The organism is Rhizobium sp. NPDC090275, assembly GCF_044772225.1.
Classification (GTDB): Bacteria; Pseudomonadota; Alphaproteobacteria; order Rhizobiales; family Rhizobiaceae; genus Rhizobium.
This window is the reverse complement of sequence record NZ_JBIVYL010000001.1, coordinates 51,288-74,123: the sequence shown is the minus strand read 5'-3', so window position 1 is coordinate 74,123 and position 22,836 is coordinate 51,288. Positions and strand designations below refer to the sequence as shown.

Annotated in this window: 18 protein-coding genes; 10 read left to right on the top strand and 8 right to left on the bottom strand. The window is 62.0% G+C overall.

What is annotated here, in order from left to right; translation table 11 throughout:
* Positions 1–34 precede the first annotated feature (34 nt).
* Complete coding sequence (locus ACIQUB_RS00310; RefSeq protein WP_113235331.1) at positions 35–1,036, top strand: glycosyltransferase family 2 protein; 1,002 nt, start codon at positions 35–37, stop codon at positions 1,034–1,036.
* 63 nt (positions 1,037–1,099) lie between these two features.
* Here the strand turns inward: ACIQUB_RS00310 and ACIQUB_RS00305 are convergent, their stop codons facing one another.
* A complete protein-coding gene (locus tag ACIQUB_RS00305) occupies positions 1,100–2,059 on the bottom strand; it encodes a glycosyltransferase family 2 protein (RefSeq protein ID WP_113235332.1) in 960 nt (319 codons plus the stop codon).
* Between the two features lie 540 nt (positions 2,060–2,599).
* Between ACIQUB_RS00305 and ACIQUB_RS00300 the strand changes: the two genes are divergently transcribed.
* The 6 genes from ACIQUB_RS00300 (at position 2,600) to ACIQUB_RS00275 (ending at position 11,105) form a co-directional block, all read left to right on the top strand.
* Complete coding sequence (locus tag ACIQUB_RS00300; protein WP_402928208.1) at positions 2,600–3,721, top strand: acyltransferase; 1,122 nt, start codon at positions 2,600–2,602, stop codon at positions 3,719–3,721.
* A gap of 3 nt (positions 3,722–3,724) precedes the next feature.
* Positions 3,725–4,531 (top strand): glycoside hydrolase family 16 protein, encoded by an 807-nt coding sequence (locus tag ACIQUB_RS00295; protein WP_113235333.1) that lies wholly within the window; start codon positions 3,725–3,727, stop codon positions 4,529–4,531.
* A gap of 1,241 nt (positions 4,532–5,772) precedes the next feature.
* Positions 5,773–6,771, top strand: a complete 999-nt coding sequence (locus ACIQUB_RS00290; protein ID WP_026282735.1) for a glycosyltransferase family 2 protein — start codon at positions 5,773–5,775, stop codon at positions 6,769–6,771.
* Between the two features lie 56 nt (positions 6,772–6,827).
* The gene (locus ACIQUB_RS00285; protein ID WP_113235334.1) at positions 6,828–7,739 is read left to right on the top strand and encodes a glycosyltransferase family 2 protein; all 912 of its coding nucleotides are present in this window, start codon (positions 6,828–6,830) and stop codon (positions 7,737–7,739) included.
* Positions 7,736–8,743: a glycosyltransferase family 2 protein gene (locus tag ACIQUB_RS00280; protein ID WP_402928204.1), complete on the top strand. Its 1,008-nt coding sequence runs from the start codon at positions 7,736–7,738 to the stop codon at positions 8,741–8,743. Before ACIQUB_RS00285 ends, ACIQUB_RS00280 begins: the two co-directional genes overlap by 4 nt.
* A 4-nt stretch (positions 8,744–8,747) precedes the next feature.
* Positions 8,748–11,105, top strand: a complete 2,358-nt coding sequence (locus ACIQUB_RS00275) for a polysaccharide biosynthesis tyrosine autokinase (protein WP_113235336.1) — start codon at positions 8,748–8,750, stop codon at positions 11,103–11,105.
* On the opposite strand, the gene ACIQUB_RS00270 is transcribed toward ACIQUB_RS00275, so the two are convergent.
* The 5 genes from ACIQUB_RS00270 to ACIQUB_RS00250 all read right to left on the bottom strand — a co-directional run bounded on the left by ACIQUB_RS00270 (position 11,106) and on the right by ACIQUB_RS00250 (position 15,335).
* Entirely contained in the window at positions 11,106–11,843 is a 738-nt protein-coding gene (locus ACIQUB_RS00270; protein WP_113235337.1) for a metallophosphoesterase family protein, read from the bottom strand.
* Between the two features lie 276 nt (positions 11,844–12,119).
* Complete coding sequence (locus tag ACIQUB_RS00265; RefSeq protein ID WP_047513971.1) at positions 12,120–12,584, bottom strand: Rrf2 family transcriptional regulator; 465 nt, start codon at positions 12,582–12,584, stop codon at positions 12,120–12,122.
* Positions 12,585–12,697: 113 nt separating this feature from the next.
* Complete coding sequence (locus tag ACIQUB_RS00260) at positions 12,698–12,970, bottom strand: hypothetical protein (protein ID WP_113235338.1); 273 nt, start codon at positions 12,968–12,970, stop codon at positions 12,698–12,700.
* 31 nt (positions 12,971–13,001) lie between these two features.
* Complete coding sequence (locus tag ACIQUB_RS00255; protein ID WP_111564081.1) at positions 13,002–13,211, bottom strand: hypothetical protein; 210 nt, start codon at positions 13,209–13,211, stop codon at positions 13,002–13,004.
* A gap of 72 nt (positions 13,212–13,283) precedes the next feature.
* Positions 13,284–15,335, bottom strand: a complete 2,052-nt coding sequence (locus tag ACIQUB_RS00250; RefSeq protein ID WP_113235376.1) for an NAD(+) synthase — start codon at positions 15,333–15,335, stop codon at positions 13,284–13,286.
* A 269-nt stretch (positions 15,336–15,604) separates the two neighbouring features.
* Here ACIQUB_RS00250 and ACIQUB_RS00245 point away from each other — a divergent pair, with 269 nt between their 5' ends.
* Complete coding sequence (locus ACIQUB_RS00245; RefSeq protein ID WP_402928197.1) at positions 15,605–16,693, top strand: NAD/NADP transhydrogenase subunit alpha; 1,089 nt, start codon at positions 15,605–15,607, stop codon at positions 16,691–16,693.
* A gap of 341 nt (positions 16,694–17,034) precedes the next feature.
* Positions 17,035–18,075, top strand: a complete 1,041-nt coding sequence (locus tag ACIQUB_RS00240; RefSeq protein WP_113235340.1) for a porin — start codon at positions 17,035–17,037, stop codon at positions 18,073–18,075.
* Between the two features lie 163 nt (positions 18,076–18,238).
* On the opposite strand, the gene ACIQUB_RS00235 is transcribed toward ACIQUB_RS00240, so the two are convergent.
* Together ACIQUB_RS00235 and ACIQUB_RS00230 are read right to left on the bottom strand one after the other, a co-directional pair.
* A complete protein-coding gene (locus ACIQUB_RS00235; RefSeq protein WP_113235341.1) occupies positions 18,239–18,727 on the bottom strand; it encodes an Rrf2 family transcriptional regulator in 489 nt (162 codons plus the stop codon).
* Between the two features lie 163 nt (positions 18,728–18,890).
* The gene (locus ACIQUB_RS00230; RefSeq protein WP_113235342.1) at positions 18,891–19,919 is read right to left on the bottom strand and encodes a CorA family divalent cation transporter; all 1,029 of its coding nucleotides are present in this window, start codon (positions 19,917–19,919) and stop codon (positions 18,891–18,893) included.
* A gap of 274 nt (positions 19,920–20,193) precedes the next feature.
* On the opposite strand from ACIQUB_RS00230, the gene ACIQUB_RS00225 reads away from it, so the two are divergent.
* Positions 20,194–22,755, top strand: coding sequence for an FAD-dependent oxidoreductase (locus tag ACIQUB_RS00225; RefSeq protein ID WP_113235343.1), 2,562 nt, complete (start codon positions 20,194–20,196; stop codon positions 22,753–22,755).
* Positions 22,756–22,836: the final 81 nt, after the last annotated feature.

The window sequence follows — 22,836 nt, the reverse complement described above, 5'->3', positions numbered from 1 at the left end:
TCCTAGGTCTTGGGCGAAACAACGGAGGTAGAGCGTGGCTGAAACAGCTAGCATATGCGTCATCATCGCCGCCAAGAACGCGGCCGATACGATCGAAATCGCCGTCAGATCAGCACTTCTCGAGCCTGAAGTCGCCGAAGTCGTGGTCGTCGACGACGGCTCGAGCGATTCCACGGCGCAAGCCGCCGAACGCGGCAACGACGCCACCGGCAGGCTCAGGATCGTCAGGTTCGAGAAGAACAAGGGCCCGTCGGCCGCGCGCAATCATGCCATCGATATCTCCACAGCGCCGCTGATCGCCATTCTCGACGCCGACGATTTCTTCTTCGCCGGCCGCTTCTCGCGCATGCTCTCGGACAATGACTGGGAGTTCGTGGCCGACAACATCGCCTTCGTCGATGCCGACACGGTTGCCCAGGCGCCGCAGAAGCTCGATCGTTTCGCCGAAAACCCTCTCTATCTCGATCTGACGACCTTCGTGGACGGCAACATATCCAAGCGCGGCGTGCGCCGCGGCGAGATCGGCTTCCTGAAGCCCGTGATGCGCCGAAGCTTTCTCGACAAGCATAAGCTCCGCTATCGCGAGGACATGCGCCTCGGCGAGGATTACGATCTCTACATCCGCGCACTGGCGCTCGGCGCCCGCTACAAGGTGATCCACAGCTGCGGCTACGGCGCCGTCGTGCGCGGCAATTCGCTGAGCGGCAGCCACCGCACGGAAGACCTGCGCCGCCTTTACGAGGCGGACCGTTCGCTGCTGAAGGATTTCAAGCTGAAGCCGATGGCCGCGGACGCCGTGCGCCGGCACGAACAGCATATTCGCGCCAAATACGAGCTGCGCCACTTCCTCGACATCAAGAACCAGAGGGGCGCCGGCGCCGCGATCACCTATGTCGCGACGCATCCCTCCGCCTTCCCGGCGATCGCCGGCGGCATCCTCGCCGACAAGACCGAGCGCTGGCGCAACCCGGATGGGGTGGCGGTCACCTCAAGCGGCGACCGCCTTCGCTATCTGCTCGACGCGCCGGCGGAGTAAAGCATGTCGCGCAAAAGTGTGCCGCGGTTTTGCGGCACCGACATGCGATAAAGCAAAGAGCAGTTACTTCACCAGCTTGCCCGCAGCGAGCTGGAATGCGCTCTGGATCAGCCGCGGGTCCTGCACCAGCCAGCGGGCGAGCAAGCCGAAATCGGGGCGGCGGCGGCGTTTGAGCTGCCCCACCTGCCCCCACAGCGCCTGCTTGCGCGCCCGGCTCTTGTAGGACTGGATGGTCGCGATCTCGCGCGGCCGCGAGGCGAAGCGGCTTTCCAGCCTGTCGAGCGCCATCCAGGTGATGAACTGCTGCTTCAGATACTCCGGCGACGTGTTGTCGACGCCGTGGAAGATGTTGATCCCTTCGCCGCGCAGTGCGCCAGCATCGGCGCACAAGAGAACCTGCCTGGCCGCCAGCATGCAGTCGCAGAAGAACAAAACGTCTTCCGCCGCCAGTCGCAACGCCGCGTCGAAACGCGCGGTCTCGATCAGCGGACGGCCGATGACCATGCACGACATGTGCAGGAACGCCCAGTCGTTGATCATCACCCCCGCAATATCGGGAACCGATAGGATGTGGGGCGTCTCCATCAGCCGCTGCGCGCCGTCGATCTTCGCAAGCGCCGCGATCCCGAAGTGATAGTCGAACTCCGCCCCGCCCTCGATCGACGCCCAGTAGCAATCGCCGCCGAGCGTATCCATGGCCGTGAACGCGTTTTTCAGATGATCCGGGGTCCAGATGTCGTCCGAATCGAGAAACGCGACATAGCGCGTGTCGGCGCGAACATGATCGAGCCCGGTATTGCGCGCGCCGCCTGGCCCAGCGTTCGGCTGACTGACGACAGTGATTCGCGCCCGCTCTTCGGCGGTCAGCGGCGCAAGCTCGCTTGCCGGCGCATAGGGCGACTGATCGTCGACGACGATGATATCGAAGTCCTGAAAACTCTGCGCAAACGCCGACGCAAGCGCCCGTCTGAGGATGCCGTCATCCCGCTGGTAGAACGGAATAATGATCGTGAAAGTCGCCATACTCTCTCCCTGAGAGGTTCGAATTGGTGCTTCGGTCGGTGCCTTTAGCCGTGCCATCTAGGCCAGCTGCTGCACCGCACAAGCATCAGGGGCATTTCGGCCGAAATTTGTCAAAGGCGACAGGAAAACCGCTGGCGGCCCCTCGATCCGGAAACGCTCCATTCCGGATCAAACCGCCCCATTCCGACCATAAATGATGAACCACTTGCGGACGGCTACTGTAACATTTCCTCTCATTTGATAAAAACTTTCGTGCGCCGCACCACGTCTTTTGCGCCTAAACCAGTGAATATAATCATTTTCTTGAATGCACTGCTGACACTGGCTTCTGGCCGCGGCGAGAACACTTCAGCCGCGTATTTTTCGCGAGCCGTTACGGCAAGTAGTATCCGTTACGAAACGGCGTGATCGATCACTTTTGCTGCAGTGCCATATTTTCTTCCGTGAATTCGCCCTAACTTCCCTCGCTGCGGGCTGAAGTCTGCTCTGATTGAAACGGTTGCAAAGGGGAGCTGCGACCCAAAAGGGGTGACTGACAACGTGAATGTTGATACCAACGTGTCCTCACGGATCAACCTGATGCGGATTGTGCTCATTTCGGGCATCGTATTCGTACACATACCATTCGGCGACCAGACCAGTCCCTTTGTCGGGACCTATGGCGCCTTCGATTGGCTGAGAGTATTCCTGGCGGAAGCGCTGTTCAGGGTGGGCGTGCCCTGCCTGAGTGCGATTTCCGGCTACCTCCTGTTCCGTGGCGGCTTGGAGAATTTCAGCTACCTGAAAACGGTGCGCACGAAATCCAAGACCGTGCTCCTGCCATTCCTCTTGTGGAACGGCCTGTTCTTCCTGGCGATCCTGTTGGCGCTCGGCGTCGGCCTCGGCGACGGATACGTGCCAAACCCGTGGCAGGCCTCGGCGCGCGAGCTGATGACCCAGCTCTTCGCGGTCGAAGACTTCCCGGTCAACGTGCCGCTCTATTTCCTGCGCGATCTCTTCGTCTGCATCCTGCTGTCGCCGCTGCTCGCATGGCTGATCCGCCATGCGCCGCTGCTGACGCTTTCAGTGCTGCTCGTGGTCGCCGTGGTGCCGGAGGCATCGCTCTATATCGTCCTGAAGCGCTCGATCCTCTTCTCGTTCAGCCTTGGTATCTACATCGGCCTGAACAAGATCGATCTGAAGGCGCTCGACCGCTTCGCCACGCTTGGCGCAGTCCTCCTGCTCGCCAGCTGCGCGGCGCTTGCCACCGTCATCTACATGACCGGCCCGAGCCTGCCGGATTGGGTGCAGTTCCTGCGCAACACGCTCGCCATCTTCGGCACGCTCGGCTTCTGGCTCTTGTCGGCGCCGCTGATCGAGACATCGATCGGCCAGCGCCTGTCGAAAACCGGCAGCCTGAGCTTCTGGATCTTCTGCGGCCACTATCCGCTGCTGATCTTCATGTGGATCGTCTGGGGTAAAGCCGGGGTCAGCTTCTACCCTGCCTTCTTCATTCTCTCGCTGGCGATCCTCTTCCCGTTCCTGGTCTTCTCCAACGACCTGTGCCGCCGCATTGCCCCTCGCCTCTACGCCGTCATGACCGGCGCGCGGGCCAAGAAGCCCTATGAAAAGCCGGCCTCAGCGGGCGCGGCTCCTTCCAAACTCGTTACACAGCAAAGGTGACACATGACGACCAAAATCGCCCATGCGCGAAAACTTTGCCCCACACTCGGCATCATCGGCACGCTCCTCATCGGCGCCTCCTCGGCTTTCGCCCAGCAGGCAGCCCAGCAACCGAGTGCCCCCTCTTTCGTCGAGAACTTCGATAAGCTCGACCGCAGCGTCTGGTACATCTCCGACGGCTGGAATAACGGCCCGCATCAGAACTGCACCTGGTCGAAGAACCAGGTGAAAGTCGAAGGCGGCACGCTGCAGCTCTCCTTCGCCGAGGGTCAGTCGAAGGACCGCAGCTATCTCTGCGGCGAGATCCAGACCAAGAAGCGCTTCGGCTACGGCACCTATGAGGCCCGCATGAAGGCGGCCACCGGGTCCGGCCTGAACTCGGCCTTCTTCACCTATATCGGCCCGGCCGACAAGCAGCCGCATGACGAGATCGACTTCGAGGTGCTCGGCAAGAATTCCGGCCAGGTGCAGGTCAACCAGTACATCAAGGCCAAGGGCGGCAATGAGAAGCTGGTTCCGATCGGCGCCAACGCCGATGACGGTTTCAACGACTACGCCTTCGTCTGGGAGCCCGGCCGGCTGCGCTATTATCTGAACGGCAAGCTCGTCCAGGATGTCACCGATCCCTCGAAGATCCCGGATAGCCAGCAGAAGATCTTCTTCAGCCTCTGGGGCACCGACACGCTGAAGGATTGGATGGGCAAGTTCGCCTACACCAAGCCGACATCACTGGAAGTCGACCGCTTCGCCTACACGGCCCCCGGCGACAAGTGCCAGTTCCCTGAATCGATCGCATGCACGCTGAACTGATCGGCGCCGAAGGCGCACAAATGACAAGGAGTGCCATGCTCAAAGTCCTGTATCTCGTGCATGATCTCTCGGATCCCGCCGTCCGGCGGCGGGTGCTGATGCTGCGCGAGGGCGGCGCGGAGGTGACGCTGGCCGGCTTCCGGCGCGGCGAAAACCGCCTCGCCGAAGTGCACGGCATCACGCCGATCGAGCTTGGCCGCACCGCCGACGCCAAGTTTGCGCAGCGCATCGGCGCTGTCGTGAAAGCGATGAGCGGGCTGAAGGGGCTGCTGAAAACGGTCGACAAGCCCGACGTCATCATCGGCCGCAATCTCGAGGCGCTCGCGGTCGCCGATCGCGCCAATGCGATGTTCGGCGGCGATGTGCCAGTCGTCTACGAATGCCTCGACATTCACCGGCTGCTGTCGCGCAACGACATGGTCGGAAAGATCATGCGCGGCGCAGAAGCCCGTTTCGGCCGCAATGCGCAGCTGATCATGACGAGCTCGCCCGCCTTCATCGAACACCACTTCGCGCCACGCTCCGGCATCAGGGCCGAGACGCTGCTGATCGAAAACAAGGTCATATCAATCGACCAGACGGTCCAGCCGACCATCGCCCGCCCGCTGAAGCAGCCTGGCCAGCCGTGGAAAATCGGCTGGTTCGGCGCGCTGCGTTGCAGGAAGTCGCTGACCATGCTCGCCGAGTTCTCGCGCCTCATGGAAGGTCGCGTCGAGATCGTGCTGCGCGGCCGCCCCGCCTATTCCGAATTCGAGGATTTCGACGGCTTCGTCGCCAGCGAGCCCTATCTCCGCTTCGAAGGCCCCTACAAGAACCCCGAGGATTTGAGGGCGATCTACGACGACGTCCACTTCTCCTGGGCGATCGATTTCTTCGAGGAAGGCCTGAATTCCAGCTGGCTGCTGCCGAACCGGCTCTACGAGGGATGCCTCTACGGCACCGTTCCGATCGCGCTCGAAGGCACGCAGACCGCGCGCTTCCTGCGCGAAAAATCGATCGGCCTTGCTCTTCCGGATGCAAGCCCGGCGGCGCTGCGCACGCTGTTCGAAACCATGACCGGCGAGCGCTACCATGCGCTCAGCGACGCCGTCGCCTTGACCGATCAGAAAACCTGGCTCGCCGACCGCAGCGACTGCGAAGCGCTCGTCGCCAGCCTTTCCCGCCTTGTGCCTGCTGCCGTCGAGAGGGGCGACAGCAGTGCATCCGCACCGAAAACCGTATCTCCAGAAGGGTGGACAACCATGCAGCCTGATGCCAGTTCCAGCGTCTCCAGTCTCATAATCATCCCCTGCTTGAACGAAGAGAAGCACATCGAGCCACTGCTCGCCAAGCTGAGCCGTGAAATCGATCACATGAACGCCAAGATCGTCGTCGCCGACGGCGGCAGCAAGGATGCGACGCGCGAGATCGTCGCGCGCATCAGCATGTCCGATCCGCGCATCGTGCTGCTCGACAATCCCCGCCGCCTGCAGAGCGCCGCCACCAATCTGGCCGTCGCTACCTTCGGCCGCGACTACGATTATCTCATCCGCATCGATGCCCATGGCGACTATCCCGACGATTACTGCCGCCGCCTTGTCGAGGAAGCCGTCGCGACCCAGGCCGATTCCGTGGTCGTATCGATGGAAACGGTCGGCTTCGGCATGTTCCAGAAGGCCACCGCCTTCGCCCAGAACTCCAAGCTCGGCAATGGCGGCTCGAAGCATCGCGAGGGTGCCAAGGGCCATTGGACCAACCACGGCCACCACGCCCTGATGCGCATCGCCGCCTTCGAGGCCGTCGGCGGTTACGACGAGACCTTCAGCCACAATGAAGACGCCGAACTGGATTACCGTCTGAAAAAGGCCGGCTTTGGCATCTGGATGACCGACAAGACCCGTATGGTCTATTACCCTCGCTCCAGCGTCGCCACGCTATTCCGGCAGTATCTCGGCTATGGCCGCGGCCGCGCCAAGAACATCCTGAAGCACGGCAGCATGCCGAATGTTCGCCAGATGCTGCCGCTTCTGGTCGTCCCCGTCTTCATCGGCGCATTTTTGGCCGTGGTAAACTGGGCCGCCGTCATCCCGTTCAGCCTCTGGGCGGTCGCCTGCGTGGGCTACGGTTTCTGGATGGCGATCGGCCAGCGCAACCCTTACGGCCCGCTGGCCGCCGTATCGGCCATGGTGATGCACTTCGCCTGGTCGGCCGGCTTCTGGATGGAACTTCTGAGCTTCCGCGGCAGAAAGGTGGCGTCGTGAACCAGCCCCCCGAACAGACTCAGAAAGAGCAGACAAAAAAGCAGCAGACGAGACAATTGCAGATCGACATCGGCATCTGCACCTATCGCCGCGCGTCGCTTGACGAGGCGCTGCTGTCGCTCGCCGTCCTCGAGGTCCCTCCCGGCTCGCGGCTGCGCATCATCGTCGCCGATAACGACAAGACGCCGAGCGCCAGGGAGCGCGTCGAAGCGCTTCGTCCGCGCATCGCTCACGAAATCGCCTATGTGCATTGCCCGGCATCGAACATCTCGATCGCCCGCAACGCCTGCCTCGACAACGCCACCGGCGACTTCCTGGCTTTCATCGATGACGACGAGGATGCCAGCGAGGATTGGCTGGTCGAACTCCTCTCGACCGCCCGATCAACCAAGGCCGACGCCGTTCTCGGACCTGTCCGCAGCGTCTACGCGGACACCGCGCCGCGCTGGATGCGCGTCGGCGATTTTCATTCGACGCTCCCCGTCTGGGTCAACGGCGAAATCCGCACCGGCTATACCTGCAACGTCCTGCTGCGCCTCTCCTCGCAGAGCCTTGCCGGCCGCCGCTTCAATCTGGCGCTCGGCCATACCGGCGGTGAAGACACGGAATTCTTCAGCCACATGCATGAGGCCGGCGGCAAGATCGCCTTTGCCGAGAAGGCCTATGTCTACGAGCCCGTGACCGAAAACCGCGCCGATCTCTCCTGGCTCGCCAAGCGCCGCTTCCGCTTCGGCCAGACGCATGGGCGGCTGCTGCAGGAGACGGGTTCCAGTGGCCTCAACCGGCCGAAGCAGATCGCACTTGCCGCGGCAAAGGCCGGCTTCTGCTACGCCGCCGCCCTCGCCTGCGTCTTCTCGGCCGTGCCGCGCTACCGCTATGCCCTTCGCGGCGTGATGCATTCCGGCGTCGTCAGCGGCCTGCTCGGCGTGCGCGAAATCCGCCAGTACGGAACGGCGGAGGCCGCATGAAGCAAGACATGCCCGACGTCAGCTTTATCATCGCCGCGTATAATGCGGCGGCGACGCTCGGAAAGGCGATCGACAGCGCGCTTGCCCAGCGCGGCGTCACGGTCGAGGTGATCGTTGCCGACGACTGTTCGGCCGATGAAACCAGGGCGATCGCCGAAAGCTATGCCGACCGCAACGTCCGGCTGATCGCGCTCGCCCGCAACGGCGGCCCGTCGGCCGCGCGCAACGCCGCGATCTCGGCTGCCACCGGCCGCTGGCTGGCGGTGCTCGATTCCGACGACACGGTCGATCCCGACCGGCTGCGCCGGATGATCGATCGCGCCGAAAAGGCCGGCGCCGAAATCGCCGTCGACAACCTGCGTGTCATCAGGACCGACGGCACGCCGGCCGAAACCATGTTCGCCGAGAACGCGCTGGCGCAAATGCCGACGCTCACGCTTTCCGCCTTCATTCGCTCCAACGCCCTTTTTCAAACCACCCATAATTTCGGCTATCTGAAGCCGGTCTTTCAGCGCGCCTTCATCGAAAGCCATGCCCTTCGCTTCGACGAAAGCCTGAAGATCGGCGAAGACTATCTCTATCTCGCCAGCGCCATGGCGCTCGGCGGACGTTGCGTTTTCGAACCACTCGCCGGTTACGACTACAATATCCGCGAAGGATCGATCTCCCGCGTTCTTTCGCTTCACCACATCGACGCCATGATCGAAGGGGATAAGACCTTCCTTCGCAATCACACGCTGGATGCGGAAGCAGCCGCCGCCCAGGATTTCAGGGCAAAAAGCCTGCTTCGGGGAAGAGCCTTCCTCGTTCTCGTCCAGAATATCAAAGACCGGTCGATCCTCGGAACGATCAGGACAGCCTGGGGCACCCCATCCGCTGTCGGGCATCTCAGCATGCCCATCGCAGCACGGGCCAATCGCGTTATCGCGTCGCTCCGCAAACTGATTGGCCCGCAGGCCGACCTCACAGCCATCGATGGCACGACCCGTTCCCGCAAAGGATAGAGCCATGAACCAACGGAACCTCACCTTGCACAGCTCTCTGCCAAAAGCGCCCGACGACTCCGATTCCTTCATCGACATCGATCGCCTGATCGCCATCCTGATGCGCCGCATCGGCTCGATCGCGCTCTGCGTCGGGGTGACAGTGACGCTGGCGGTGATCTACCTGCTGTTCTCCACGTCGCAATATACGTCGATGACGCAGATCCTGCTCGATGACAGCATGACCAAGTACGCGCAGGACGCCACGCCGGTGGCGAACTCGCAGCAGGTCGACATGCAGATTGCCAGCGCGGTCGAAATCCTGAAGTCCAATCAGCTCGCTCTGCGCGTCGTCGATGCCGAGAACCTGCAGGACAACGCCACCATTCTCGATCCGCCGGCCTCCCCGGTTGGCCTGATCAAGTCGGGTGTCAAGCTGCTCGCCAGCGCCGTCCTTCCCGGCCGTCCTCCGGTTTCCGAAGACGACGCCCGCGCCGGCCGCCGCCAGAAGGCAGCCGCCCTCATTCAGGAAGCCGTCGCCGTCTCGCGCGTCAACCGAAGCGCGGTTCTCGCCGTTTCGTTCCGCTCGACCGACAAGCTGCTCGCCGCCCGTATCACCAAGGCCTACGCCACCGCCTATCTCAGCGACCAGCTAAACGCCAACTTCGACGCCACCGAAAGCGCCTCCGTCTGGCTGCAACAGCGCCTGACCGACCTGCGCGAGCGTTCGCAGCAGGCAGCGCTTGAGGCCGCCAATTTCAAGGCGAAGAATGGCCTGACCTCGGCCAATGGCGAGCTCATGTCCGAGCAGCAGCTGGCCGACCTCACCAAGCAGCTGATCGTCGCCCAGTCGGACGCCGCCAGCACCTCGGCACGCTACAACCAGTTCAAGCAGATCATCGATCTCGGCCCCGAGGGCGCGGTCAACAACGCCGCCATCTCGTCCGGCCAGGCCAACAATTCCGTCATCCAGGATCTGCGCACGCGCTACATCAATGTCAGCAAGCGTGAACAGGAAGTCACGACGAATTTCGGCGCCGATCATCCGCAGGCGGTCGCACTCCGTTCGGAAAAGGAAGATCTGACCCGCCAGATCTTCCAGGAGCTGCAGCAGCTGGCTTCGAACGCCCGCAATGAATTCGAAGTTGCCCGCTCGCGCGAAGCGTCGCTTCGTCAGAACATCGACCATCTGACCGGCAAGAACTCGGAGGCCGACAAGTCCATCGTTCAGCTGAACGACCTGGAACAGCGCGCATCTGCACTGAAGACGCTCTACGAATCCTACCTCGGCAAGTACGAAGAGGCCTCGCAGCAGCAGTCCTTCCCGATTGCCAAGGCGCGCGTGATCTCCGAAGCCGGCATTCCGGTCTCGCCGTCCAGCCCGAAGCGGACGATGACGCTTGGTCTCGCCATCGTTCTCGGCCTGATGGCGGGCGGCGGCCTGGTCGTCTTCCAGGAATTCCGCGAACGCTTCTTCCGCGTCGAGGGCGACGTCCGCACCATTCTCGGCCTGAAGTTCCTGGGCTACCTGCCGCTGGTCGGCAAGCCGCCGCGCGAACGCAAGATCTTCCGAAACCCGAGCCAGCTTGCCCCTGAGCCCGGAGATCCTGTCGGTGACGACGGCGCGACCTTCGAGCGCATCATGCGCGTTGTCCTGGAAGCACCGCGCTCGGTCTTCGCCGAGACACTGCGCAACGCCAAGCTCGCCAGCGACGTCATGTTCCAGGGCCGCTCCGACCGCGTCATCGGCGTCGTCTCGGCGATGCCGGGCGAAGGCAAGTCGACGACGGCTGCCAACTTCGCGGCACTGCTCGCCTCAAGCGGCAAGCGTACGCTCCTCATCGACGCCGACCTTCGCAATCCGGGCCTCACCCGCATGCTGAAGACGCCGCCGCAGCATGGCCTCGTCGAAGCCGTTCTCGGTGAAATCCCGTGGGCCGGCGCCGTTAAGGTCGACCCGGCCAGCAAGCTCGCGATCCTGCCCGTCGTCTCCAATGACAACCTGATGCACACCAGCGAACTGCTGGCCTCGCAGGGCATGTTCAACCTGATGGAAGCTGCACGCAAGATGTTCGACTACATCGTCGTCGACCTTGCGCCGCTCGGCCCCGTCATCGATGCCAAGGCCTTCGCGCCGCAGGTCGATGGCTTCCTGTTCGTGACCGAATGGGGTGAGACGCCCACCAACCTGGTGCGCGATGTCCTGAACGCCGAGCCGCAGATCAAGTCGAAGATCCTTGGTGTGATCCTCAACAAGACCGACATGGCCGAACTCGGCAAGTTCACCAACTTCGGCGGCACCGAGCGTTACCGCCACAAGTACACGAGCTACTACACCGAAGAGACGCCGAAGATGCGGGAAACCGCCGAAGCGGATGCCTGATCAGGTCGAGAAAAGGCGCACCTCGCCCTGCCATAACCGCGCGACAGTCAACCTGTCGCTGCGGTAGGCGCCGGTGTCGAGGTTGAGCCGCATCTCCTGCACGTCGGGCTGATCGACCGGCGTGTGCCCGTGCACGACGAGCTTCGGCAGCGGCAGATCGCTCTCGAAGAAGCGATGGCGGATGAAGACCAGATCGTCATCCTGCTGATTGTCGATCGACCGGGCCGGATCGATGCCGGCATGCACGAACAGCACCGCCGGCGTGTCGATCAGGATCGGCAGCGCGCGCAGGAAGTCGATATGCGCCTTCGGCAGCGAATCGCGGATGAAGGCATCGCGCTTCGAAGCCGTGCGAAACAGGCCCGGCATCTGGTTGGTATCGATGCCGTAGGAATGCAGGAGCGCTTCCGCACCGGTCATCATCCAGCTGTCGTAGGACATCTTGCCGTCGAGATAGTCGAGCATCATCATTTCATGATTGCCCGTCAGGCTGATGCGATCGAAATCCTCAGGCACCGGCTGCATCAGATGCGAAATCACCTGCGCCGACGCCGGCCCGCGATCGATGTAATCGCCGAGCGTGATGATAAGCTTGCGGCCCGGAATCTGCGATGCATCCTCGAAGATCGCCTGCTCGGCCTGTCGCAAGAGATCGAGCCTGCCGTGAATGTCCCCAATCGCGTAGATCGGCATGTCGCCGGGATCGAGCTGGAGCCGTGTGCGAGGGTTCGACGGCATATGGTACCTCATGCTGCATAATGTCATGGGTCGCGGAGGCTGCGCCTTTCATCAGGCAGCGGCAAACACGACCCAAGACAGCGCCCACGCGGGCAATGGAATGTCAGTAACACTCTTATTTCTTAAAAAACACGCGCTATCTTCGCGCAGCCACCCCGCGAAGACCATCCCCTCACCATATAGTGAGCATCCTATGAATCGACAGCACGGTCATGGGACAGGTCTCTCACGGCCGAAATCATCGGAAATGCTGGTGTAGGTACGAAATGCCGTCGGTCAGGCGACCGACATCGGCACCGTCTCGTCGCTCTCGGTCCACTTGTTGTTGCCGGATGCGACGAACTGCTCGAGCGTCATGTTGTCGAGAATATCGGCGATCGCGTCGCGCACATCGGTCATCGACCGGCGCACCTGACAGGTCTCGGGATCGGAACAGTCGTCGCAGGCTTCGAACGCGGTGCGGCTTGCGCAGCGGATCGGCGCCAGCGGGCCGTCGAGCGTACGGATCACATGGCCGATGCGGATTTCGGACGCCGGCCGCGACAGCGAGTAGCCACCGCCCGGCCCCTTCTTCGAGCGAAGGATGCCGACATTGCGCAGTTCGAGGAGGATGGTGTCGAGGAACTTCTTCGGAATATTGTTGCGGGCCGCCACATCGTTGATGAACGCGGTTTCGCCCGGTGCTAGCCGTGCGAGATCAACTAATGCCTTCAGGCCGTATTTTCCTTTTTTCGTCAGCATTCCGACTACCTTACGCTCCTCACGTGATCCCCTATCCGGCAGGGCATAGCGCCGAATCCGTGAAGAGACAACAAATGACATCGTTTATAGAGTATATATGGCGAAGTGTTGCCCTATGGCCCCTCGGAAGACGGCCTATCGACGGCTGGAGGCGACGTCGCGGCACCGGGATTGGGCCCATCGCTCTTGAAAACGGCAAAGGCGAGCCCGATCATCGCGATCACGAAGGCGGCCGCGCCGATCAGAGCCCACGCCGAAAGCCTGCGGCCTTCGCTGAGCATGCGCTCTTCCCTGTCATCCAGACGGCCGGGCCGTTCGGCGGCCTGATCCGCCGAACCTTGATTAGCCAGACGTTGATCATTCAGGCGATCGTCATGATCCGCCATGTCCTATCTCCAGCGGCTGCCGCGCCGGTCGTCAGATCAACGGATCACGACCCTGCGCGATGCTCCGGTTGAGCTCTTCGGCGATATCGCGCGCGTCCTCCCTGGAGAGCCCGACCAGGTCGCGCCCGTCGCTTGCCGCAGGCAGCGCGGTCATCGAATCCACGACCGTCCACCGCCCCGAGGGCTCGCGGCGGATCTCGTAACGCAACGGTTCGTCAGGACCATCACACTCCACGAGCATCTACCTCCGTAAGCTATGCTCTCTTATGTGTGCCACCGGCACGCTTCGGCAAGGATGCCGCCGCCAACTCCGTCAGTTCGCGACGTCGGGAACGTTGGCCTTCAGCTCCTTGATCCAGATCCGCGCATTGCCATCCGACGGCGCGCGCCAGTCGCCGCGTGGCGAAAGCGAACCGCCAGACGTGACCTTCGGCCCGTTCGGCGAGGCCGAGCGCTTGAACTGGCTGATCGTGAAGAAGCGGAAGAGGAAGGTTTCCATCCACTTCTTGATCACGGGAAGATCGAAGGCGCGGCGCTTGTCCTCGGGGAAATGCGGCGGCCAGACACCGGCGTCGACATCCTTCCAGGCGGAATAAGCAAGGAAAGCCACCTTCGAGGGCCGCAGCCCGAACCGGGTGGTGTAGAACAGCGCGAAATCGTGCAGATCGTAAGGGCCGATCTTGTCTTCCGTGCTCTGCATCACGCCGTTCTCGTCGGCTGGCACCAGCTCGGGCGAGATCAGCGTGCCCAGAATGCGTTCCAGCGTCGCCTTGGCGTCGGCGTCGAAATCGCCGGTGCGGATCACCCAACGGATGAGGTGCTGGATCAGCGTCTTCGGCACGGAGGCGTTGACATTATAATGGCTCATCTGGTCGCCGACCCCATAGGTCGACCACCCCAAACCGATTTCCGACAGGTCCCCTGTGCCGAGCACCAGCGCATTGCGCTGGTTGGCGGCGCGGAACAGGAAGTCGGTGCGCAGGCCGGCCTGCACGTTCTCGAAGGTCACGTCGTAGACCGGCTGCCCGCCGGAGAACGGATGCTTGAGGTCGCGCAGCAGCTGCAGCGCCAGCGGCTTGATGTCGATCTCTTCCGCCGTCACCCCGATGCTGCGCATCAGCGCCCAGGCATTCGACTTGGTCTCGTCGCCGGTGGCAAAGCCCGGCATGGTGAAGCACAAGATATCGGAGCGCGGCCAGCCGAGCTTGTCGTATGCCCGCGCCGCCACCAGCAGCGCATGCGTGGAATCAAGCCCGCCCGAGATCCCCAGGCAAAGCCGCTTGATCCCCGTCGAGCGCAGACGCTTCATCAAGCCCTGCACCTGGATGTTGAAAGTCTCGTAGCAATCCTGGTCCAGCCGGCTTTCATCGGCAGGCACGAACGGAAAGCGCGCGACATCACGCTCCAGCCCGATATCGCCCTGCGGCGCCTGGAACTGGAAGCCGATGCGTCGAAACGCCCGGTCGGGCGTGAGGTTGAGCGTCGCGGCATCGTTGAAGGTCCCGGTGCGCAAGCGCTCCAGCCGCAACCGCTCGACATCGATATCGGCAACGCACATCTGCGACGTCATCGGGAAGCGCTCGGTCTCCGATAGCATCGAGCCAAGCTCGTAGATGCAGGCCTGCCCGTCCCACGCCAGATCCGTCGTCGATTCCCCCGGCCCGGCGGCCGAATAGATGTAGGCAGACAGGCTGCGCGACGATTGCGAAGCGCAGAGCAGCTTGCGGGTCTCCGCCTTGCCGACGGTGATGTTGCTGGCCGACAGGTTGGTGAGGATGAGCGCGCCGCCGAGCGCACCGAAATCGCTCGGCGCTGCGGGCGCCCAGAGATCCTCGCAGATCTCGATATGGAAGGTGAAATCCGCCCGATCCTCGGCCGCGAAGATCATGTCGATGCCGAAAGGCACGGTCTCGCCGGCGATCCGGATAGCTTGGCCGCGCACCGTCCGCCCGGATGCAAACCAGCGCTTCTCGTAGAATTCGCGATAATTCGGCAGATGCGTTTTTGGCACGACGCCAAGGATGCGGCCGGCGTGAATGGCAACGGCGCAATTATAAAGTCGGCCCTCGTGCTGCAACGGCGCTCCGACCAAGAGAACCGGGGTGAGTGCCGCACTCGCCGCCACGATCTCGGCGATCGACGCATCCACCGCCTTCAGAAGCGCGTCCTGTCCAAGAAGGTCGTCGATGGAATAGCCAGATATCCCGAGCTCCGGAAACACCATAAGGCCGACACCCTGCTGATGGCCCTGCCGCGCCATGTCGAGTGTCGCCTTCGAATTGAAATCAGGATCGCCGACCTCGCAGATCGGCGTGCAAGCCGCCACGCGGACAAATCCCTGATCATATACCGAATAGAAATTCACGAATGCCTCCAGCAGCCAAGCGCTTCGCAAGGATCATTACATCCAAATGCGGCAGCGCAAAACCGCATCTCTTTGCAATGCTGCCCCCTGCCGAGCTCATTCTTGCAAACTTCTGGAACATGTCTCAACCGGAATTTCACCTAAAGTTGTACACATCGCGAATATATCGCGATCATCGGTGAAAAATTACAAAACTGTCATAAAACCATGAGGTCAGCGCCCTATAGCGACCGCGCGCGCCCTTCGGTTTTTCACCAACAGAGTTCTGAATGCCAAACCTCGCTCCCGTCCACGCTGGACTGCTCCGGGAAACTGTGCCCGGCGAGCGGCGCGTTGTGTTGACGCCCGAGGATGTCGGCAGCCTATTGACACGCCTGACCATCAGCTTCGAACGCGGCTGCGGCACGGCCGCTGGCTACGAGGATGAGGCCTATATCGCTGCAGGCGCACAGCCCGCCAACCGCGAGACGATCGCGCGCGACTGCAATCTCCTAGTCAGCATCCGCAAACCGCTGGACGTACGCGGCTTCGCCGGATCCCCGACCCTGATCTTCCTCGGCTCCCCGCTTGACGCCAGCGAGCCGGTAACCCGCAGCCTCCTGCTCGACCTCGCGCGCCTTGAAGGTATCGCGGACGCCGGCAGCATGGACGTGGCGACACGACAGGCGACCATCTGCGGCTATGCCGCGGTTCTCGAAGGCGCCCGCAAACTCGGCATCGGCCACCCGATGCTTGTCATGGACGGCTCCCAGGCGCGTCCGGTCAAGATGGCGGCGCTTGGCGCCGGCGCGGCCGCCATGCAGGCGATCGCCACGGCCAAGCGCCTCGGTGCCCTCACCTATCTCTTCGGCTTCACGGACGACGAACGCGAGCGCGCCGAACTGTTGGGCGCGAAATTCGTGACGATGGATCCGGCACTCAGGCATTCGCGCGCCTTTACAGGCGACGCCCTGATCGCCGCCAGCCGCAAGCAACTTGCCGGCCAGCTCCGCGAAATGCAGCTGATCGTATCCAGCACTGGCAGCGCGGCCGGCACCGCACCGATTCTGATCGACGACGCATCGCTTCCACTCCTGACGACCGGCACCGTTATCATCGATCTCGAAGCCGCCGCCGGCGGCAACTGCGCGATGACCAAGCCGGACGAAATCGTCGCCCGTAACGGCATCAGAATTCTCGGAACGACTACTTTAGCGAGTATCGACGCACAACAATCCAGCCGCCTGTTCAGCGAAGGCGTGCGCAGGCTGCTGGAGCGCGTGACGACACCAGACGGCCGCCTGCGAATTGACGGCAGAGACTTGTTGACCCGCCATCTCATTGGCGAGCGATTCGTCGGCGAAAGCGCCGCATCATGACCGAAGGACAACTGTAACTCGGTCATATTATTGCACTGCAGCACGATAGACGTGCATAAGCATTCCGCTATATATCATTGAGATGGTTCGATTTTTAAGATCGAGCCGCCGCCGACCCGTTGCCGCCGTCACAAAAGTTGCCTTTCTGCAACACCACCTTTTTGCATCGCAAATATAACGAATTATGACTGTATCTGTAATTGATACATTTAAGCCAAAATGTAATTTGCCGGTCACGGAGACATCACGTCCCCGTGAGGGCTTGTTTTGAAATTGGGGTAGGTAGAGCCGTTTTCGGCAACAGTGACCTGTGCCCAATCCTAAATAGATTGGACTCAACTATGACTATTCGTATGATGCTCATCAGCTCGGCAGCGGCTCTCGCAGCCGTCTCGGGCGCTCAGGCTGCAGACGCTATCGTCGCTGCTGAACCGGAAGCTGTAGAATACGTTCGCGTTTGCGACGCTTACGGCACCGGCTACTTCTACATCCCGGGCACGGAAACCTGCCTCAAGGTCAGCGGTTACATCCGTACCCAGATCAACGCCGGCCCGAACGCCAGCGCAACGACCGGCAACGGCTCGACCGTCGCCAACCGTTCGGACTGGGACATGTACACCCGCGGTCAGGTTCAGTTCACCGCCAAGAGCGACACTGAATACGGCCCGCTCACCGGCGTTATCGTAATGCAGACGAATGCCGACAACGCTTCGTCGCAGGCTGCTATCCTCGACTCCGCTTACATCGACATCGCCGGCATCCGCGCTGGTCTGTTCTACAGCTGGTGGGACGACGGTCTCTCGGGCGAAACCGACGACATCGGCTCGCCGGTTACCCTGCACAACTCGCTGCGTTACCAGTACGAAGCTGACGGCTTCTACGCTGGCATCAGCGTCGACGAGCTGGAAGACAGCCCGTACTACAACGGCGAAACCGCCAACAATTTCGGCGTTGCTGTTGGCCTCGGCGGCAAGGCTGGCGCCTTCACGTACCAGATCACTGCAGGCTACGACACCGACAACGAAGCTGGCGCCGTTCGCGCTATGGGCACCGTTGCCATCGGCCCGGGCACGCTCGGTCTCGCAGGCGTCTACTCTTCCGACCCGAACGCCTACTACAACAAGGCTGAGTGGGTCGTCGCTGTCGAATACGCTATCAAGGCAACCGACAAGCTGAAGATCACCCCTGCGTTCCAGTACTACGGCAACTACGGCATCGTCTCTGGCGAGTTCGACAAGAACAACGACGCTTGGAAGGCTGGCGTAACGGTCGACTACCAGATCGTTGACAACCTCTATGCCAAGGCAACCGTCAACTACCTCGACACCGACAAGGCTGACGGCGTAACGACGGGCTTCTTCCGTCTGCAGCGCGCATTCTAATACTCTTCGGGCGCCACTTTTCAATCACGCCGGATCCTCTGATCCGGCGTGAGCGAGAAATGGCGCCCGAATCAGGTGTTTCTGATCAGATTGACCTCCGATCAGTTTACGGAAGGTGGTTCGGTTTCCCTGCCGAGCCACCTTTTGCTATTGTGTGAATAGACTATTCCGCGGCGTCACGCCGACCGGCCGCAGGTGTGTCGGCCGCGTCAAGCTTGTGCCGCTCCCCATCGAGACGACGCAGTTCCGCGACGCTATCCGCGACCGTCATTGCTCCCAGCATGTCGACAACCGCCTGCTCTGCCCGGTCACAAAGATATTCCGATAGATCGCCGATATTTTCGCCCACCAGACCCGCATGCGGGATTTCGTGGCGCGTCGCCCAGAGCTTCCTGCTTCCCGTTACCGCTGCATAAATCTCGCTAAGCAGGATGTCTTTGCTTGGCCGAGCCAACCTGATCCCGCCCTTGCTCCCTGCCAAAGAAACGAGAATGCCGCTCTCCGTCAGCGGCGGCAGCAGCTTGCGCACGAAGCTCGCATTCGTATCCAGCCCCACTGCGAGCGACTGGCTCGTCGAGCGCATGTCGGCTTCGTCGTTGACGGCAACGCTGACGACGATCTGCATCGCCGTGGAGAAACGCGTATCGATCATGCTGATCTTAAGCCTTGGTTGAAGGCAGCAGGTGGCGGGGACACGGACAGCAGAGGCCACACGCTGCAGCGGTAGAAGCAGTGATATTTCCCCTGAAATTGCATTGTCAATAAAGCCGACGCTAAATCACGCTTGTTTGATACCCGGCTATCACACACGGAGGCTAAAGCCAGCCGATCCGTCGCAGCGCCCAGAGCGTCGCGATCGACGTGATCGTCACGAAACCGACGATGACGATGAACGCCCAGGTATCGTTGACCCCGGGTATCCCGCCGACATTCATCCCGAACAGACCGGCCACCACGCTCGGCGGCAGAAGCAGCGCCGCAAGCGCCGCCAGCCTGTTCGAATTGCGGGCGATGCGCTCGCTGATCACGGTCGACAAGTCGTCGTGCAGAATCCCCGTCCGGTCGCGGATCGCGTCGAGATATTCGATGAAGCGCATCAGCTTGTCGATCACTTCGCGCAGCCTCAGCTTGTCGCGTTCGAGCAGCCAGGGCGCGTCGTCATGCTCGATACGGTTCAGCGCGTCGCGCTGCGGCGCCAGATAGCGACGCAGCTGCACCGAACGGCGGCGCAAGAGCTTCAGGCGCTCGCGCACCTCGCTCGCTTCGCCGTGAAAGATCATCTCGTCGAGCTCGTCGACCTCCTCGTCCATTCCGTCGAGAACAGGTTCGAGATCGCGCACGAGCTTCTCGCCGATCAGCGCCAGAAGGTCGCCGCTGCGCTGCGGCCCCTTGCCCTTCTCCAGCGCCGCCCTGATATCGCGAAGTGCGGTAATGTAGTGCCCGCTGTCGCGCAGCGAGACGACGCGGTTGCCATCGACCCACAGATGCAGCGGCACGAGATCGAGCCCCGAATGCGGCTCCTCGGCCTCATCGGGAGCGGTGGCGCAAACGCCGCGCAGGATGATCAGCAATCCGTCATCGACTGGCTCGACGCGCGGCCGCGTCTCTTCCTCCAGCAGTGCTTCGGCCACGAAGCTATCGAAACCGCCCTTGGCGTTCACCCATTCGGCGGCCGCCGGATGATCGCGCTCCAGATGCAGCCAGATCACGCCATCGCCCGGCTTCCAGGCGCAGACGTCATCCATGTCGACCTGCCTGCAGCCGCCGCGCCCATCAAGGAGCAACGCGAAGCGTATCCCTGGTTCGACACCGTAGCTTGCCATCGGCGCACTTACAGTCTTCATTGCCGGTCCTTGCCCGCGGGGGTAACGGAAATAGAGCCAACTCTCTGAATATTAGGAGGGATTCTAACATGTCGCGGAAACGACGCAACATCAGCCTTGCCCGGTGGCGCAGGTCGGGTCCATAAGACGGCGAAAGCCCGCGCTGCCCGCGCCGGTCATCCACAAGCCACATGCCTCTGGTCGTGCAGTTTGATAATTATGTCGTAGACAGGCTCTACACGTCGCGTTTCTATCCCTAAAATCCGATCTCAATATTCAATCAGGGTCGCACTCAATGGCAGAGTTTCCTAAGCAGGCTAAGGTCGTCATCATCGGTCTCGGCGGCATCGTCGGCGCATCCATCGCCCATCACCTGATCGAGCGCGGATGGGACGACATCGTCGGCATCGACAAGTCGGGTATCCCGACCGACATTGGCTCGACCGCCCACGCCTCGGACTTCTGTTACACCACGTCGCACGACTATCTCTCGGTCTGGACCACCCAGTATTCGATCGATTTCTACGAGAAGATGGGTCACTACTCCCGCATCGGCGGCCTTGAAGTGGCGCGTACCGGCGACGACGCCTGGATGGAAGAGATCAAGCGCAAGCTGAGCTCCGCCAAGGCCTTCGGCACCCGGGCGCATTACGTCTCGCCATCTGAGATCAAGGAAATGTTCCCGCTGATCGAGGAAGATCAGGTCCAGGGCGGCATGTTCGATCCCGACGCAGGCCTCGTCATCCCGCGCTCGCAGACCGTTGCCGGCAAGCTGGTCGACGCCGCCGAGAAATCCGGCAAGCTCAAGATGTTCGGCAACACGCCGGCTCAGTCGCTGATCGTCGAGGGCGGCCGCATCAAGGGCGTCGTCACCCATCGCGGCACCATCATGGCCGATCACGTCATCGTCTGCGCCGGCCTCTGGGGCCGCCTGATCGCCGAAATGGTCGGCGAGGACCTGCCGGTCATGCCGGTCGATCACCCCCTCACCTTCTTCGGCCCCTATAACGAGTTCGAAGGCACGGGCAAGGAAATCGGCTACCCGCTGCTCCGCGACCAGGGCAACTCCGCCTATATGCGCGACACCGGCGACCCGAAGACGACCGAAGGCGGCCAGATCGAGTGGGGTTATTACGAAACCACCAACCCGCGCATGTGCCACCCACGCGAGCTTCTCGAAAAGCACGAGGCGCGCCTGTCGCCCTCGCAGCGCGACCTTGAGATGGAGCAGATCCTCGAGCCGCTCGAAAAGGCCATGGAATTGACGCCGATCCTCGGCGAACTCGGCTATAACGAGGGCCACTCCTTCAACGGCCTGCTGCAGGTCTCCGCGGCCGGCGGTCCCTCCTGCGGCGAGAGCCAGAAGGTGCGCGGCCTCTGGTATTGCGTCGCCATCTGGGTCAAGGACGGTCCCGGTTACGGCAAGCTGATCGCCGACTGGATGACCGACGGCCGCACCGAGATCGACCACAACTCGATCGATTATTCCCGCTTCTACCCGCATCAGCTGACCGAGGACTTCATCGCCGGCCGCTGCTATGAGGCCGCGCAGAAGATCTATTTCCCCGCCGTCCACACCCGCGAACCCTACGCGTCGGGCCGCAATGCCAAGCGCTCGCCTTTTTACGAGCGCGAAAAGGAACTCGGCGGCTACTTCATGGAGCTCGGCGGCTGGGAGCGTGCGCATGGCTACAAGGCCAACGAGCACCTGCTGGAGAAATACGCAGATCGCGTTCCCGTGCGCGAAAACGAATGGGACAACCGCCACTTCTGGCGCGTCTCCAACGCCGAGCATCTGGCGATGAGCGAGGATTGCGGCATCGTCAACCTCAGCCATTTCCACATGGTCGACCTCGAAGGCCCCGATCATGTCGAGCTGCTTGAGTGGCTCTGCGCCGCCAAGATCGGCGGTGACGCAAACATCGGCAAGGGTATCTACACCCACTTCCTCGACGACGAGGGCATGGTGCGCGCCGACTTCACCGTCATCCGCATGGCCGACCGCTGCCGCCTCATCAACGGCGCCGATGCCGGCCCGCGCGACTTCCACTACATGAAGCGCGTGGCAGAAGATCGCGGCCTCGACGTGACGATCACCGACGTCTCGGAAAAGTTCATCACGATCGGCATCTGGGGCCCGAATGCCCGCGACACGCTGAAGAAGGTCGTGGCAGACCCGGCAGCGCTCGACCCCGAGAACTTCGCCTTCGCGGCCATCAAGCCGATCGAGATCGCAGGCAAGACGGTCACCGCCTTCCGCATCTCCTATGTCGGCGAACAGGGCTGGGAACTGCACATGAAGTACGAGGACGGCCTCGCAGTCTGGGATGCGCTGCGCACCACCGGTGTCATGCCCTTCGGCGTCGAGACCTACGCCAACTCGCGCCGCATGGAAAAGTCGCTGCGCCTGCAGAACGGCGACCTGCTCACCCAGTACAACCTGCTGGAAGCCGATCTCGCCCGCCCGAAGGTCAAGGAAGCCGATTTCCGCGGCAAGGCCAAGCACCTGGAATACAAGGCCCGCGAACACCAACCGGCGATGCTCTGCACCCTCGTCATGACCGAAAACACCGACAGCAAGGGCGTCAAGCGCTACCCCGTCGGCTCCATGCCGGTCATGGATCCGGAAACAGGCACGTCGCTGGTCGACAGCCTCGGCCGCATCTCCTACACGACCTCGGTCGCCTACGGCCCGACCGTCGGCAAGAACATCGCGCTCGCTTACATCCCGCAGGAATACTGCCAGGTCGGCCGCAAGCTGAATGTCGAATATTTCGCCGAGACCTATCCGGTCGAAGTGGTCAGCGTCGGCTACAAGCCCATCTACGACCCCGAAAACCTGAAGCCGCGCACCTGATTTCAGGTCGAGCTTCGCAAAGCAAAACAGCCCGCGGGATCTCTCCCGCGGGCTGTTTCATGTCCAGTCTTATGGAAAAAC

Coding starts and splice junctions, on each gene's coding strand:
- ACIQUB_RS00230 (WP_113235342.1), bottom strand. CDS start 19,919: ATGAAGACTGTAAGTGCGCCGATGGCAAGCTACGGTGTCGAACCAGGG.
- ACIQUB_RS00225 (WP_113235343.1), top strand. CDS start 20,194: ATGGCAGAGTTTCCTAAGCAGGCTAAGGTCGTCATCATCGGTCTCGGC.
- ACIQUB_RS00280 (WP_402928204.1), top strand. CDS start 7,736: ATGAAGCAAGACATGCCCGACGTCAGCTTTATCATCGCCGCGTATAAT.
- ACIQUB_RS00275 (WP_113235336.1), top strand. CDS start 8,748: ATGAACCAACGGAACCTCACCTTGCACAGCTCTCTGCCAAAAGCGCCC.
- ACIQUB_RS00260 (WP_113235338.1), bottom strand. CDS start 12,970: ATGGCGGATCATGACGATCGCCTGAATGATCAACGTCTGGCTAATCAA.
- ACIQUB_RS00245 (WP_402928197.1), top strand. CDS start 15,605: ATGCCAAACCTCGCTCCCGTCCACGCTGGACTGCTCCGGGAAACTGTG.
- ACIQUB_RS00290 (WP_026282735.1), top strand. CDS start 5,773: ATGCAGCCTGATGCCAGTTCCAGCGTCTCCAGTCTCATAATCATCCCC.
- ACIQUB_RS00265 (WP_047513971.1), bottom strand. CDS start 12,584: ATGCTGACGAAAAAAGGAAAATACGGCCTGAAGGCATTAGTTGATCTC.
- ACIQUB_RS00240 (WP_113235340.1), top strand. CDS start 17,035: ATGACTATTCGTATGATGCTCATCAGCTCGGCAGCGGCTCTCGCAGCC.
- ACIQUB_RS00270 (WP_113235337.1), bottom strand. CDS start 11,843: ATGCCGTCGAACCCTCGCACACGGCTCCAGCTCGATCCCGGCGACATG.
- ACIQUB_RS00255 (WP_111564081.1), bottom strand. CDS start 13,211: ATGCTCGTGGAGTGTGATGGTCCTGACGAACCGTTGCGTTACGAGATC.
- ACIQUB_RS00305 (WP_113235332.1), bottom strand. CDS start 2,059: ATGGCGACTTTCACGATCATTATTCCGTTCTACCAGCGGGATGACGGC.
- ACIQUB_RS00235 (WP_113235341.1), bottom strand. CDS start 18,727: ATGATCGATACGCGTTTCTCCACGGCGATGCAGATCGTCGTCAGCGTT.
- ACIQUB_RS00295 (WP_113235333.1), top strand. CDS start 3,725: ATGACGACCAAAATCGCCCATGCGCGAAAACTTTGCCCCACACTCGGC.